The organism is Bradyrhizobium sp. P3_C3 (genome assembly GCF_056402655.1).
Genome location: NZ_JBFUGY010000046.1, coordinates 45803 through 60162, shown reverse-complemented (window position 1 = coordinate 60162; position 14360 = coordinate 45803). Strand labels below are relative to the sequence as shown.

General features: G+C 66.3%; 12 protein-coding genes and 1 pseudogene. 9 read left to right on the top strand and 4 right to left on the bottom strand.

Features of this window, described 5'->3' with window-relative positions; all coding sequences use genetic code 11:
• Nucleotides 1–327 (bottom strand): annotated as a pseudogene (locus tag AC1DW2_RS36130) (A/G-specific adenine glycosylase); the annotation flags it as partial.
• Between the two features lie 128 nt (nucleotides 328–455).
• Here AC1DW2_RS36130 and AC1DW2_RS36125 point away from each other — a divergent pair.
• The 9 genes from AC1DW2_RS36125 (at nucleotide 456) to AC1DW2_RS36085 (ending at nucleotide 10581) form a co-directional block, all read left to right on the top strand.
• Complete coding sequence (locus AC1DW2_RS36125; RefSeq protein WP_477008365.1) at nucleotides 456–947, top strand: DUF721 domain-containing protein; 492 nt, start codon at nucleotides 456–458, stop codon at nucleotides 945–947.
• Nucleotides 948–1074: 127 nt separating this feature from the next.
• Nucleotides 1075–1731 (top strand): DsbA family protein, encoded by a 657-nt coding sequence (locus AC1DW2_RS36120; protein WP_166350219.1) that lies wholly within the window; start codon nucleotides 1075–1077, stop codon nucleotides 1729–1731.
• Between the two features lie 218 nt (nucleotides 1732–1949).
• Nucleotides 1950–5414, top strand: coding sequence for a chromosome segregation protein SMC (smc, locus tag AC1DW2_RS36115; RefSeq protein ID WP_354179145.1), 3465 nt, complete (start codon nucleotides 1950–1952; stop codon nucleotides 5412–5414).
• Between the two features lie 154 nt (nucleotides 5415–5568).
• A complete protein-coding gene (locus tag AC1DW2_RS36110) occupies nucleotides 5569–6546 on the top strand; it encodes a small ribosomal subunit Rsm22 family protein (RefSeq protein ID WP_477008364.1) in 978 nt (325 codons plus the stop codon).
• Between the two features lie 137 nt (nucleotides 6547–6683).
• Nucleotides 6684–7244, top strand: a complete 561-nt coding sequence (locus AC1DW2_RS36105; protein ID WP_014497379.1) for a LemA family protein — start codon at nucleotides 6684–6686, stop codon at nucleotides 7242–7244.
• Between the two features lie 32 nt (nucleotides 7245–7276).
• Nucleotides 7277–8479 carry a M48 family metallopeptidase gene (locus AC1DW2_RS36100; protein WP_477008363.1) on the top strand — a complete coding sequence of 401 codons (1203 nt, stop codon included), beginning with the start codon at nucleotides 7277–7279 and terminating at the stop codon, nucleotides 8477–8479.
• Nucleotides 8480–8673: 194 nt separating this feature from the next.
• A complete protein-coding gene (locus AC1DW2_RS36095; protein WP_477008362.1) occupies nucleotides 8674–9426 on the top strand; it encodes a P-loop NTPase family protein in 753 nt (250 codons plus the stop codon).
• Between the two features lie 60 nt (nucleotides 9427–9486).
• Nucleotides 9487–10155 carry a hypothetical protein gene (locus AC1DW2_RS36090; protein ID WP_354131801.1) on the top strand — a complete coding sequence of 223 codons (669 nt, stop codon included), beginning with the start codon at nucleotides 9487–9489 and terminating at the stop codon, nucleotides 10153–10155.
• Between the two features lie 93 nt (nucleotides 10156–10248).
• Nucleotides 10249–10581: a GIY-YIG nuclease family protein gene (locus AC1DW2_RS36085; protein ID WP_477008361.1), complete on the top strand. Its 333-nt coding sequence runs from the start codon at nucleotides 10249–10251 to the stop codon at nucleotides 10579–10581.
• A 24-nt stretch (nucleotides 10582–10605) separates the two neighbouring features.
• Here the strand turns inward: AC1DW2_RS36085 and AC1DW2_RS36080 are convergent, their stop codons facing one another.
• The 3 genes from AC1DW2_RS36080 to AC1DW2_RS36070 all read right to left on the bottom strand — a co-directional run bounded on the left by AC1DW2_RS36080 (nucleotide 10606) and on the right by AC1DW2_RS36070 (nucleotide 14228).
• A complete protein-coding gene (locus AC1DW2_RS36080; RefSeq protein WP_038943444.1) occupies nucleotides 10606–11145 on the bottom strand; it encodes an adenine phosphoribosyltransferase in 540 nt (179 codons plus the stop codon).
• Between the two features lie 9 nt (nucleotides 11146–11154).
• Nucleotides 11155–13320 carry an anthranilate synthase component I gene (locus AC1DW2_RS36075; RefSeq protein ID WP_477008360.1) on the bottom strand — a complete coding sequence of 722 codons (2166 nt, stop codon included), beginning with the start codon at nucleotides 13318–13320 and terminating at the stop codon, nucleotides 11155–11157.
• A 233-nt stretch (nucleotides 13321–13553) separates the two neighbouring features.
• Nucleotides 13554–14228 carry a dienelactone hydrolase family protein gene (locus AC1DW2_RS36070; protein WP_477008359.1) on the bottom strand — a complete coding sequence of 225 codons (675 nt, stop codon included), beginning with the start codon at nucleotides 14226–14228 and terminating at the stop codon, nucleotides 13554–13556.
• Nucleotides 14229–14360 lie beyond the last annotated feature (132 nt).

Sequence of the window (14360 nt, the reverse complement as noted above, 5' to 3'; positions counted from 1 at the left end):
GGCATGGAGATTGCGCGCGCGGGAGTAATAGCCGAGCCCGGCCCACATCCGCAGCACATCATCCTGCGACGCCCGCCCCAGCGCCGTGACATCCGGCCAGCGCGCGACGAACTTTTCGAAATAAGGGCCGACAGCTCTCACGGTGGTCTGCTGGAGCATGATCTCCGATAGCCAGACGCGGTAAGGGTCCGAGGTCTCGCCGGGCATCGCGCGCCATGGCAGACGGCGGCGATGGCGGTCGTACCAGGCGAGGAGCGCGAGCGGGCGCGACGAGGCCCCCGCCTGAGCCGGTTCCGATTTCGCCATTAGTGCCGATTTGGGGCTCATGCTCTCACTGTAGCGGCAACGCGCCGGCCTCTCCACGTCATGCCCGCGCTCGTCGCGGGCATCCACGTCTTTCTTCGCGGGGCGCTCCCCAATGGTGAGGCCTGCGCTGCGAAGTGCTATAAGGGTCCATGTCCAAATTCCCTGCCAGACCCGGTCCCATCAGCGCCAAGCCGCTGTCGCTCCTGCTCAACGACGTCTTTGCCGAGGCCTATGCCAAGCAGGGTTTTGCCGCGCGCGAGCTGGTGACCCGGTGGGCGCAGATTGCCGGGCCGGAGATTGCGGCCCATGCCGAGCCTTTGAAGATGCAATGGCCGCAGCCGGTCGAGGGCCAGCCGCAGGAGCCGGCGACCCTGGTGCTGCGGGTCGAGGGGCCGATGGCGCTGGAGATCCAGCACTCCGCCGACGTGATCCTGGAGCGGGTCAATCGCTTCTTCGGCTGGAGCGCGGTCGGCAAGCTCGCCTTCCGCCAGGCCCCCCTGTCGCGCGCCCGGCCGCCGGTCCGGCCCGGTCCGCCGGATCCAAAATCGGTGGCCAAGGTGGCGGAGAGCCTGGGGGACATCGAAGATGAAGAATTGAAGACAGCGCTGGCGCGGCTCGGGGCCGCCATCAAGCGAAATTGAGCCTCATTCCGCCGGTAATCTGGACCCGTCCCTGTCGCTCGCCATTGCCTCGAACTACGTTTCAAGCTAGCGACAGGCCGCCTGAACGGGAACTTCGGGCGAGACCACGCCAATTCGGGAGCCGACCTTGATCATCACCCGCCGCGCCTTCAACACGATGCTGTCGCTGACCGGTCTTGCCGCGCTCGCCGGACTGTCGCCGCTGCGGTTCATCAACGAGGCCATGGCGCAGTCGGCCGCCGATGTGGCCAAGCCCGTGTCGCTGCCCGACATGGCACTCGGCCCCAAGGACGCCCCCGTCACCATCACCGAATATGCCTCGATGACCTGCCCGCATTGTGCGGCGTTCAACGAGCAGGTGTTCCCCAAGATCAAGTCGGAATACATCGACACCGGCAAGGTGCGTTACATCTTCCGCGAGTTCCCGCTCGACATCAAAGCCGCCGCCGGCTCGATGCTGTCGCGCTGCATCGCCAAGGACGACGCGTCGAAATATTTCGCGGTCACCGACATGCTGTTCCGCCAGCAGAACGACTGGGTGCTGAAGAACACCACCGAGACCCTGACGCGGATCGGCAAGCAGGCCGGCCTCACCCAGCAGCAGGTCGAGGCCTGCCTGAAGGACCAGGCGCTGCTCGACAAGATCGCCGCCGACCAGAAATACGCCAGCGACGTTCTGAAGGTGGATTCGACGCCGACCTTCTTCATCAACGGCGAGAAGATCAAGGGCGAAGCCTCGTTCGATGAATTCGCCAAGAAGATCAATCCGCTGCTGAAGAGCTGATTTTCCCCGCTCAACGCCTGATTCGCATCTCGAAAGCCGTATCTTTCCCGGCATAAATCCCTTGGGAAAAGCGGTTTTCGCCGGTTGCCCTCGCGGCGCACCGCGGCCATTGTCCGACCGCATGAGGCGCCTCGCGCGACTCACCCAGAGAGTGACATTGCCTTCCATGGTATTGTCCCGGCAGGGGGATTCGCGCCTGCCAACAGAGATGCGTGCTTATGAAAATCACCCGCCTGCGCCTTCACGGCTTCAAGTCCTTCGTTGAGGCCACCGACTTCGTCATTGAGCCCGGCCTGACCGGCGTGGTCGGACCCAACGGTTGCGGCAAGTCGAATCTCGTCGAGGCGCTGCGCTGGGCGATGGGCGAAACCTCGTACAAGTCGCTGCGCGCGGCCGACATGGACGCGGTGATCTTCGCCGGCTCCGGCAACCGTCCTGCGCGCAACCACGCCGAAGTGACGATGACGATCGACAACACCGATCGCACCGCGCCGGCGGCGATGAACGACAGCCAGCTGCTCGAAATCTCCCGCCGCATCGAGCGCGAGGCCGGCTCGGTCTATCGTATCAACGGCCGCGACGTGCGTGCGCGCGACGTGCAGATCCTGTTCGCCGACGCCGCCACCGGCGCGCGTTCGCCCGCTCTCGTCCACCAGGGCAAGATCGGCGAGATCATCCAGGCCAAGCCCGAGCAGCGCCGCCGCGTGCTGGAAGATGCCGCCGGCGTCGCCGGCCTGCACGCCCGCCGCCACGAGGCCGAATTGCGGCTGAAGGCCGCCGAAACCAACCTCACCCGCGTCGAGGACGTCATCGGCCAGCTCGCCGGCCAGATGGAAGGCCTGAAGAAGCAGGCCCGTCAGGCCGTGCGCTATCGCGAGGTCGCGGCCAAGGTCCGCAAGGCGGAAGCCACGCTGTTCCACCTGCGCTGGATCGGCGCGCATGCCGACGTCAACGAATCCGGCCAGACCCATGACCTCGCGGTTCGCGAAATGGCCGAGCGCACCCAGCACCAGGCCGAAGCCGCCCGCATCCAGGCGATCCGCGCCACCGAAATGCCGGCGCTGCGCGATGCCGAAGCGCGCGCCGCGGCCGGGCTGCAGCGCCTGACCAATGCGCGCGAGCTGCTCGACCGCGAGGAAGAGCGCGCCAAGGAGCGCGTCGCCGAGCTCGAGCGGCGCCTCGCCCAGTTCGAGGGCGACATCTCCCGCGCCCAGCAGCAGACCATGGACGCCGACGTCGCGCTCCAGCGGCTCGACACCGAAGACGCCGAGCTGAAGGAAGAGATCAAGTCGCGGGTCGAGAAGCGCTCCGGCGTCGACGAGCGCGTCGGCGAAGCCGAGGCGGTGCTGACCGAAACCGAGCACCAGTTCGCCGAGCTCACCACGGCGCTTGCCGACCTCACCGCCAAGCGCAACCAGCTCGAGGCCAATGTCCGCACCCATCGCGACAAGCTCGCCCGCCTCGACCAGGAGATTTCGAACGTCGCGGCCGAGGAGCAGAAGCTTGCCGACGAGACCGGCGGCTTCGGCGATCTCGACGAGCTGACCGCAACGGTCGAGAACGCGGAGCAGACCCTTGCTGCTTCGGAAGCTGCGGCCCAGGCGAGCGAAGCTGCGCATGTTGCCGCGCGCCAGACGCTGGAATCCTCACGCTCGCCGCTGGTCGAAGCCGACAAGCGCGTGCAGCGTCTCGATACCGAAGCGCGCACGATCTCCAAGATCGTCAACGGCGAGACCAAGAATCTGTGGCCGCCGATCATCGACGGCATCACCGTCGACAAGGGCTTTGAGAAGGCGATCGGTGCCGCGCTCGGCGACGACCTCGATGCGCCGGTCGATCCGTCCGCGCCGATGCGCTGGACCAATGCCGGCGTCACCGACGGCGATCCGGAGCTGCCCGAGGGCGTCGTGCCGCTCGCGAGCCACGTTCAGGCGCCCGCCGAGCTGGCGCGCCGCTTGGCGCAGATCGGCGTGGTGCCGCGCGAGCGCGGCGCCGAGCTGGTCTCGCAGCTCAAGACCGGCCAGCGGCTGGTCTCGCCCGAAGGCGACGTCTGGCGCTGGGACGGCTTTGTCGCCGCGGCCCACGCCCCGACCGGTGCGGCACGGCGCCTCGCCGAGCGCGCCCGCCTCGTCGACATCGAGAACGAGCTGGAGCAGGCCCGCATCGACGCGCAGATCAAGCGTCAGGCGCTGGAGAACGCCGAGTCCGAGCTGCAGATGGCCGCCAGCAGCGAAGGTGCGAGCCGCGAGGCCTGGCGCGCCGCCCAGCGCGAGCTCAACGTCGCGCGTGAGCGCCATGCCACGGCCGAACGCGAGATCAGCCGCCGCGCCGCGCGCAAGGCGACGCTGTCGGAAGCCCATAGCCGCCTCGCCGCCGACCGCGCCGAGGCCGAGGCCGCGTACGAATATGCCGAGGCCGGCATCACCGAGCTGCCGTCGAGCGAGGACACGGAGACCCGTCTCGCCGCCGTCCGCAGCGACATCGAAGGCCATCGCCGCATGGCCGCCCAGGTCCGCGCCGAGGCGCAGGCACTGGCGCGCGAGGCGGAGCTCGCCGACCGGCGCGTGCAGGCGATCCTCGCCGAGCGCACCGAGTGGCAGAACCGCAAGGAGAGCGCGGCCTCTCACATCGACACCATCCAGACCCGCATCACCGAGGTCTCGATCGAGCGCAGCGATCTCGAAAACGCGCCCGCCGTGTTCGCCGAGAAGCGCAGCGCGCTGATCACCGAGATCGAATACGCGGAAAACGACCGCCGCATGGCCGCCGACGCGCTCGCCTCGGCTGAGACCGCGATGGCCGAAACCGACCGCGTCGCCAAGCTGACACTCGAAGCGCTGTCGAGCTCCCGCGAAGCAACCGCCCGCGCCGAGGAGCGCATGGAAGGCGCACGGCGCCGGCTCGAGGACATCGAGCGCGAGATCCGCGACATGCTGGAGGTCGAGCCGCAGGCCGTTGCCGGCCTCGCCGAGATCGAGCCCGGCGCTGAGCTGCCGCCGCTGCACGGCATCGAGGAAGACCTCGAAAAGATGCGCCGCGACCGCGAGCGCCTCGGCGCCGTCAACCTGCGCGCCGAGGAAGAGCTGCGCGAGGTCGAGACCCAGCACACCGGCCTCGTCACCGAGCGCGATGACCTCGTCGAAGCCATCAAGCGGCTGCGCCAGGGCATCCAGAGCCTCAACAAGGAAGCGCGCGAGCGGCTCCTGACCTCGTTCGAGGTCGTCAACAACCACTTCAAGCGCCTGTTCGTCGAGCTGTTCGGCGGCGGCGAGGCCGCGCTGCACCTGATCGAGAGCGACGATCCGCTCGAAGCCGGTCTCGAGATCATCGCAAAACCGCCGGGCAAGAAGCCGCAGACGCTGTCGCTGCTCTCGGGCGGTGAGCAGGCGCTGACCGCGATGGCGCTGATCTTCGCGGTGTTCCTCACCAACCCCTCGCCGATCTGCGTGCTGGACGAAGTCGACGCACCGCTCGACGACCACAACGTCGAGCGCTACTGCAACCTGCTGCACGAGATGACCGGCTCGACCGACACCCGCTTCATCATCATCACGCACAACCCGATCACGATGGCGCGGATGAACCGGCTGTTCGGCGTCACCATGGCCGAGCGCGGCGTCTCGCAGCTGGTGTCGGTGAGCCTGTCAGAGGCGGTGGACATTCTCGACCAGAACGTGGCGTGACGCTGCGGTCGCCCCACACCCATTGACGTCATCATCCGCCTTGTGCGCAAATTGCGCACTGGAGCGGATGATCCAGTACGCCGCGGCCTCTCGGTTCACGGCGCCGTCTCGGAATACTGGATGCCCCGCCTACGCGGGGCATGACGATGAGAAAATGATCTCTCCCACCCTCCCCGCCGAACTGAAAGCCGCCCTCGACGGCAAGCTCCAGGGCTTCTCCCGCACCGACGCCGCACAGCGCTCGCAAAAAATCTCGACCGCCTATCGCGCAGGCGGCAGCTCCGGCACCATCAAGTCGGAGGCCGATGCGCTCGCCTACGCGCTGGCGCGCATGCCGGCGACCTATGCGGCCGTGGCCGTCAGCCTGAATGCGCTGACCGAGATGGCGCCGGACCTCGCCCCGGAAACCCTGCTCGACGTCGGCGCGGGCCCGGGCACCGCGAGCTGGGCCGCTGCTGAGGCCTTTCCGTCGCTGCAGGATTTTACCCTGCTCGACGCCAACGCCACCCTCAGCCGTCTCGCGCTCGAACTGGCGCATGACAGCACGCGGCTCGCCGATTGCCGCTATCTGCCGGGCGACGCCGGCACCAACCTCGCGGAAGCCTCGCAAGCCGATCTCGTCGTCGCGAGCTACGTCATCGGTGAGCTCAGTGAGACCGATCAGCGCAAGCTGGCGGAAACGATGTGGGCCAAGGCCCGCCACGCGCTGGTCGTGATCGAGCCCGGCACACCGGCCGGCTACGCGCGCATCCTCGCGCTGCGCCAGCAGCTGATCGCGCTAGGTGCCTACGTCGCCGCGCCCTGCCCGCACGAGAAGCCCTGCCCGCTCACGGCACCTGACTGGTGCCATTTCAGCCAGCGCCTGCCGCGCTCGCAAGCGCACCGGCAGATCAAGGGCGCGGAGGTGCCGTTCGAGGACGAGCGCTTCATCTACATCGCCCTGACCCGGACAGCGCCCGTAACACGTGCCGCGCGCGTGCTGGCGCCGCCGGATGTCGGCAAGGCCGAGATCACCGCAAAGCTCTGCATGGAGGGCGGCCTCGCCATCACCAAGGTCCCGCGACGCGACAAGGCGGCCTATGCAAACGCCCGGCGCTGGCGCTGGGGCGACGCGGTCATTGCCGAAAGTTAACTTCGTCGGGCGCTTTTGCCTTGAACTCCGATGGTTCCCCATTCGACCAAGTCTTACCTTCCTCTGCGCCGGGCTCTCGTCCTGCGCCAATTTGGTCTAGGCTGCGCCCGCCTTCTTCCCCCCTTCAGGAGTTCTCCATGTCGACCGGCTGGATCGTTCTCGGCGTCATCGTCGTCCTCGTGTTCCTGGCGTTCAGCGCCTACAACCGGCTGGTGGCGCTGGGCCAGCGCGTCGGCCAGGCGTTTGCCGACATCGATGTGCAGCTCAAGCAGCGCCACGATCTGATCCCGAACCTGGTCGAGACGGTGAAGGGCTATGCCTCGCATGAGCGTGGCACGCTCGACGACGTCATCAAGGCGCGCAACTCGGCGATGTCGGCGCAGGGACCGGCACAGGTATCCGCCGCCGAGAACCAGCTCTCCGGCGCGCTCGGCCGGCTGATCGCGCTGTCGGAGGCCTATCCGGACCTCAAGGCCAACGCCAACTTCCAGCAGCTCGCCAGTGAGCTCTCCGACCTCGAGAACAAGATCGCGGCGAGCCGCCGCTTCTTCAACAACGCGGTCCAGGAGTACAACACCGGCATCCAGCAGATGCCCGCCGCCCTGTTCGCCGGCATGTTCGGCTTCACCAAGAAGGACTTCTTCGATCTCGGCGCCAGCCGCACCGAAGTCGAGGCCACTCCGCAGGTGAAGTTCTGAGTTGAGCCGATAGGCCGGCAGGGCATCGCGTCATGGCCGCGTATGGTCTCTACACGCACATCGCCTCGAACAAGTTTCGTTCGATGCTGCTGCTCGCCGGCCTGTTCATGCTGGTCTACGTGCTGGTCTATGCCGGCGCGCTGGTCGCGGAAGTCGTCATCAACAGCAATGGCACTGTCGCCTACTATCTGAGCCGCGCTTTCCACGACCTCATCGTCGCCGCGCCGTTCGCGACGATCGCGGCGGCGGTCTGGATCGTCATCGCCTATTTCTTCCACCAGTCGATGATCGATGCCGTGACCGGCGGCCGCGACGTCACCCGGCAGGAAGAGCCGCGGCTCTACAATCTGCTCGAAAACCTCTGCATCTCGCGCGGCATCACCATGCCGAAGCTGAAGATCATGGAGAGCCCGGCGCTGAACGCGTTCGCGACCGGCCTCAATCCGCGGCAATATTCGATCACCGTGACCACGGGTCTCCTCAATGCGCTTGATGACAAGGAGATCGAGGCGGTGCTGGGCCACGAGCTGACCCACATCAAGAACGGCGACGTGCAGCTCATGGTCGTCGCCGTCATCATCGCCGGCGTGGTCGGCTTCTTCGGCGAGTTGTTCTTCCGCCTGTTCACGAGCTTCAACTGGAGCTCCGGCTCCGGCGGCTCGTGGTCGTCGGGCTCGTCCTCATCGTCGCGATCGTCCTCGTCATCGAGCGACAGCAAGAGCTCCGGCGGCGGCGCAGTGATCGTGATCATCATCGCGGTCGTGCTGATCGTGGTGGCGTGGCTGTTGTCGCAGGTGGTGAAGCTCGCGCTGTCGCGTTCGCGCGAATATCTCGCCGACGCAGGCTCCGTTGAGCTGACGAAAGATCCGGACGCCATGATCTCGGCGCTGCGCAAGATCGAGAACCGCGGCGAGCTGCCGGGCGCGACCTCGGCGGTGATGGAGCTCTGCGTCGACAATCCGCGCGAGGGCTTTGCCGATTTGTTCGCGACCCATCCCTCGGTGCAGTCCCGGGTCGACGCGCTGGTCAAGTTCGCCGGCGGCCATGATCCCGGCCCGCTGCCGCCGCCCGACGAGGCGGACGAGCCTGAGGCACAGGTGGAGCGGCAGGGCGGCCCGCCGCCGTTGCGCCAGGGGCCTTGGGACGATGCAGGCGGCTCGGCCAGTCCGCCGCCCGTGCCCGCCCCCTCCGGAACTGCAGCCGGCAATCCGATGGGTCCATGGGGCCGTCGTTAAGGGCGGGATTTTAAGCGACTTGCGAAGGGTTGCGTTGCGATTGGGAAAAACCTCGGAAATTGCCACAACCATAGGCCGAGGATTTGAATTCTCCCTTGTTTCTGCCATGTTCGCGCCCAACAGCAGACTTGGGACATCGATTTGGGGCCCGACCGATTGCAAGGCGCAATCGGAGGGCGCGTTAGGGGACAGCAATGGCAAAGCCGGCAGTGGTTGTGGTGGGCGCGGACAAGGGCGGGGTGGGCAAGACCACGGTGTCGCGCACCTTGCTCGATTATTTTTCCGCCAACAACGTACCGACGCGCGCCTTCGACACGGAGTCGCCGCGCGGAACCCTGAAGCGCTTCCACCCCGAGATCACCGAGATCGTCGACATGATGACGACCTCGGACCAGATGAAGATCTTCGACACGCTCAACGCGGCGAGCCCGTCGGTGACCGTGATCGACGTCCGCGCCGGCCTGCTCTCGCCGGCGCTGGCCTCGCTGCGCGACATCGGCTTCCTCGACGCCGCCAAGGCCGGCCAGATCACCTTCGCGGTGTTCCACATCCTCGGCCCCTCGATCGCGTCGCTCGACGAAATCGCCGAGACCGCGGGCTTCATGGGCGGCGCAAAATATTTCCTGGTGAAGAACTTCATCAACGACACCCAGTTCTTCCAGTGGGACCAGGCGACCTACAATTCCTACTTCCACCGCATCAAGGACGCGACCGAGCTGACCATCCCCAAGCTCAACGAAATGGCCTATGAGCAGGTCGAGGTGTCCTCCGTCCCGTTCCTGAAATTCGTCGCCAACAAGGGCATCAACGACGAAGCCGCGAACTATTCCTTCGTGCTGCGCGGCTATGTCCGCCACTGGCTGGCGAATGTCTGGAGCGAATTCGACCGGATCCGGCTGACCGACATCGTCGGTTCGAAGCCCGCCACCCGCCAAAGCGAAAAATAGTTGCAGAGCCCGGGCGGATACGGCTGGATTGGGCGGTGAGTTCGCCTGATATAGCTGTCGATGCCCGCGACGCCCCTTTACATCATCTGCTCGCCCCGCCCGCAGGTCGGCAAGACGCTGCTGGCGCGGCTTTTGAGCGAATTCTTGCTGCTCAAGAACGGCGACGTCGCGGCCTTCGACGTCAACCTGAAGGAGCCGTCGCTGCTCGACTATCTGCCGAAGGTCACCGAAACGGCTGATGTGATCGACACCTACGGCAAGATGCAGCTGATGGACCGCGTCATCGTCGATGACGGCATGGCCAAGGTGATCGACCTCGGCTTCCACGCCTTCGACGAGTTCTTCAAGATGAGCGACGAGATCGGCCTGTTGAAGGAGGCCGCGCGCCGCCACGTCGCGCCGATGATCCTGTTCGTGGCCGATACCGATCGCGTCTCGGCCCGCGCCCACGAGATGCTGCGCGGGCAGATCCCCCGGATGAACCTGATCACGGTGGACAATGAGCACATCGTGCGCGGCGAGCTGCCGGCCGCGATGGCGACCGGGCGGCTGTTCCGCCTGCCCGCGCTACCCGGCTTCCTCAAGACCTATATCGACCGGCTCAACTTCTCCTTCACCGGCTATCTGCGCCAGGAGAAGGACGCCTCCACCGAGCTGCACCAGTGGACCCGGCGGAACTACCTCGCCTTCCGCGAGCTCGAGCTCAGCCTGATCCTGCAAAGCTCCTGAGGCGATAATTTTACCCGGATAATATTGACTGCGGGGCTGACCGCGCCTATTGAGGCGGAGATCGGTATCCCTCTCAGCAAGGTCCCACCCCCCGTGAGCATCGACCGGAAGGCAGCCATCGCCGCCTACAAGGAGCGCAAGACCATTGCGGGCATCTACGTCGTCCGCTGCGCGGCATCGGGCGAGGCCTGGGTCGGCCAGGCGCCGAACCTGCAGACCATCCAGAACCGCATTTGGTTCTCGCTCCGCCAGGGCAGCCACACCTGCCGTACCCTCCAGGCTGCCTGGAACACGCATGGCGAGGCGGGCCTGACGTTCGGCGAATGCGAGCGGCTGGAAGATGAGGAGACGGACTACGTCAGGAACGCGCTCCTGAAGGAGCGCATGCTGCATTGGCGGTCGGCATTGAAGGCCGAGGCGATCTGACGACCGCCGGGGCGCCGACGCGGCTCAATGCCCTTCGAACGTCATCAGCGTGCGCACCGGCACGTCCATCGCGCGCAGCTTGGCGGCGCCGCCGAGATCGGGGAGGTCGACGATGAAGCAGGCGGCGACGACATTGGCGCCGATTTGGCGGAGGAGCTTCACCGCGCCTTCCGCGGTGCCGCCGGTGGCGATGAGATCGTCGACCAGGATGACGCGCTCGCCGGGCTGGATCGCGTCGACATGCATCTCCATCTCGTCGATGCCGTATTCGAGCGAGTAGGCAATGCGCACGGTGGTGTGCGGCAGCTTGCCTTTCTTGCGGATCGGCACGAAGCCGGCCGAGAGCTGATGCGCCACCGCGCCGCCGATGATGAAGCCGCGCGCCTCCATGCCGGCGACCTTGTCGATCTTGTTGCCGGCCCAGGGATTGACCAGCTCGTCGACCGCGCGGCGGAAGGCGCGCGCATCGGCGAGCAGCGTGGTGATGTCGCGGAACATGATCCCCGGCTTGGGATAGTCGACGATGGTGCGGACGCTCGCCTTCAGATCGTGGTCAAAAGTCATTGGTGCCTCTCAATCAACGCGCGCATCCAGCCGGAACGCATTCTCGACAATCCGCAGGCCCACCTCGCCGCTGAGCGACATCAGCGATTCCGGGTGGAACTGCACGCCGGCAACCGGCAGGGTCTTGTGCTCGAGCGCCATGGCGACGCCGTCCTCGGTGCTGGCGGTGACATCAAGCACCTCGGGCATGCTGTCGCGCTCGACATAGAGCGAGTGATAGCGGCCGATGACGATCTCGTTCGGCAAATTGCGCATCAGGCGGCCGCCGCGCACCTGCACCCGCGAGGGCCGGCCGTGCGCGGGATGCGTGAGTTGACCGAGCTCCCCGCCGAAATATTCGCCGATCGCCTGCACGCCGAGGCAGACGCCGAACACCGGCAGCTTCTTCTCCAGCGCCGCATCGATGGTATTCTTGATCCCGAAATCTTCGGGCCTGCCTGGTCCGGGTGACAGCACCAGCAAATCCCACCTCTTCCGCTTGAGCATGTCGAGCGCATGCACATGGCGGACCACGGTGACGTCGGCGCCGACCTGGCGGAAATAATCGGCCAGCATGTGCACGAAGCTATCGTCGTGATCGATCAGCAGCACCTGCTTGCCCGAGCCGGTCGCATCGGGCGCGAAGGCCGAGAGCGGCTTTGGCGGATCGCCGCGCAGCGCCTGGAACAGGGCTGCAGCCTTGACCTGGCACTCGCGGTCTTCGGCCGCGGGATCGGAATCGAACAGGCAGGTGGCGCCGACGCGCACCTCGGCGAGACCATCTTTCATGCGGATGGTGCGGATGGTGAGGCCGGTGTTGATGCTGCCGTCGAAATTCACCGCGCCAATCGCACCGGCATACCAGCGCCGCGGCGAACGCTCGTGATCCTCGACGAACTGCATCGCCCAGAGTTTGGGCGCGCCAGTCACCGTCACCGCCCAGGCATGGGTAAGGAAGGCATCGAGCGCGTCGAAGCCGGGACGCAGCATGCCCTCGACGTGATCGACGGTGTGGAACAGTTTTGAGTAGGTCTCGATCTGGCGGCGCGCCAGCACCTTGATCGTGCCGGGCACGCAGACGCGCGCCTTGTCGTTGCGGTCGACGTCGGTGCACATGTTGAGCTCGAACTCGTCCTTCTCCGAGTTCAGGAGCTGGCGGATCTGCTCGGCATCGCCGATCGCATCGGTGCCGCGCGCGATCGTCCCTGATATCGGGCAGGTCTCGACGCGGCGCCCGTCCGAGCGCACGAACATTTCCGGCGAGGCGGAGACGAGGAACTCGCCCTCGCCGAGATTCATCAGCGCGCCGTAGGGCGACGGGTTGATGACGCAGAGGCGCTGGAACACTTCCGCCGGCGAGCGATCGCAGGGCTCGGCGAACAGCTGTCCGGGCACGGCCTCGAACAGATCACCGCGCGCAAACGCCGCGCGTGCGGTTTCGACGGTGGCCTGATATTCGCTGGGCGCGTGATCGGCAAAGCCCTGGCGCGGCGTCTTCAGATACGGGCTCTCGACGGTCTCGCGCGGCAGGCCTTCGGTGGACTTGCCCTTCCACGCAAAATCGTAACTCAGCACAACGCCGCGGCCGGTGGCGCGGTCGTAGGCGAACAGGCGATCGGGGACGTAGAGCACGATGTCGCGCTGGTCCTGCTCGCGTGCGCGCTTCTGCACGAGGTCCTCGATCTGGAACACGAGGTCGTAGGCGAAGGCGCCGAACAGGCCGAGCAGCCCGTCATCGTTGGCGGAGAAGGCGGCGACGAGATCGCGCACCAGCGACATCACGCTGGCGCGCCGCGTGCGCTGGTCTTCCTCGACCGGCGCATCGCCGCGGATGATGTGGCCGGCAAGCCGTGTGGCGCTCTTCTCGGAGATCACGACGCAGGGCTCGCGCAGCACGTCTGCGAGGAAGGCGATCAGCACCTGGCCGCGTTCATTGAGCGCTTCCAGCTTGAAATTGACGCCAGTGGTCTCGAGCTTGAGCGGCGGATCGGAGAAGCCGAGGTCAAAGCTCTCGTAGCGGCCGGGCACGGTCGTGCCCGAGGACAGCACCACACCGCGGCGGCGGTCGAGCAGGTTGATGAGATCGTCGAGCCTGTTGGCGCCGCCGGTGAACTGCTCCGCCACACGCGCGATCGCGAGACCGCCGCGGGTCACGTAGTCACTTCGGGCCGGGAGGGCAAAGATTGTCCTGTTCATGTCGTCCTCTTACGAAACTTGCCGAGGAAACGCCACACAGGACAAACGATCAGGCCGCCGCACTGCGTGGCGACCTTCGACGATTTTGAGAAATGAAATCGCACCGGCCACCTCTTTAGGAGGTGCGCCACCAAAGACGGGCTGGGCGGACGGCGGTGCTCATGGGGCGGATACTCACCATGGCTCGGGGACGGCGTCAAGGGCGGGCCCGATGCCGTCCGGGCTCCAGGCGATCAGCCGAGATGCTTCCTGAAAAACTCCGTCGCCCTGCCCCAGGCGAGCTCGGCGGCTTCGCGGTCGTGCACGGCCTGGCGCTGCTCGTTGACGAAAGCGTGCTCGGCATCATAGCGGAACAGCTCAAGCGACTTGCCGGCGGCCTTCATGCCGTTTTCAAAGGCATCGACCAGTTGCGGCGTGCACCAGTCGTCCTTGTTGGCGAAATGGGCCTGGAGCGGGATCTTGACGTCGGCGGGCTTGGCCGCCTGCTCGGGCGGGATGCCATAGAACACGACGCCGGCCGCAAGCTCCGGAATCTTGGTCGCACCGATGATCGTGACGGCGCCGCCGAGGCAGAAGCCTGTCAGCCCGACCTTGGCGCCGTTGCGCGACAAATATTGCGTGGCGCCGCGCACGGTCTGCGTGGTGGCGTCCATGAAATCGAGCGAGTTCATCTCTTTGCCGGCGGCGTCCGTGTCGTGATACGGCACCACCTTGCCCTTGTAGAGATCGGGCGCCAGCGCATCAAAGCCGGCGAGCGCAAAGCGGTCGCACAGGCCCTTGATCTGATCCGACAGGCCCCACCATTCCTGGATCACCACCACGCCCGGCGCATTGCCGCGCGCGGCGTTGGCGAGATAGCCCGAGGTGTCCTTGCCGTCAGGGCGCTTGAAGGTGATGGCGGTTCCCATGGTGTCCTCCGATGAGTTTCTGGGGGAGCGGTTGAAGGTATTTTGGCGGGTGTGAGGGCGATAGGCAATCGCGCCCGGATGCAATGCAGCGCGCCGCCCTTCGCGCGTGGTGCGTTGCTGATCCGGGGCCGA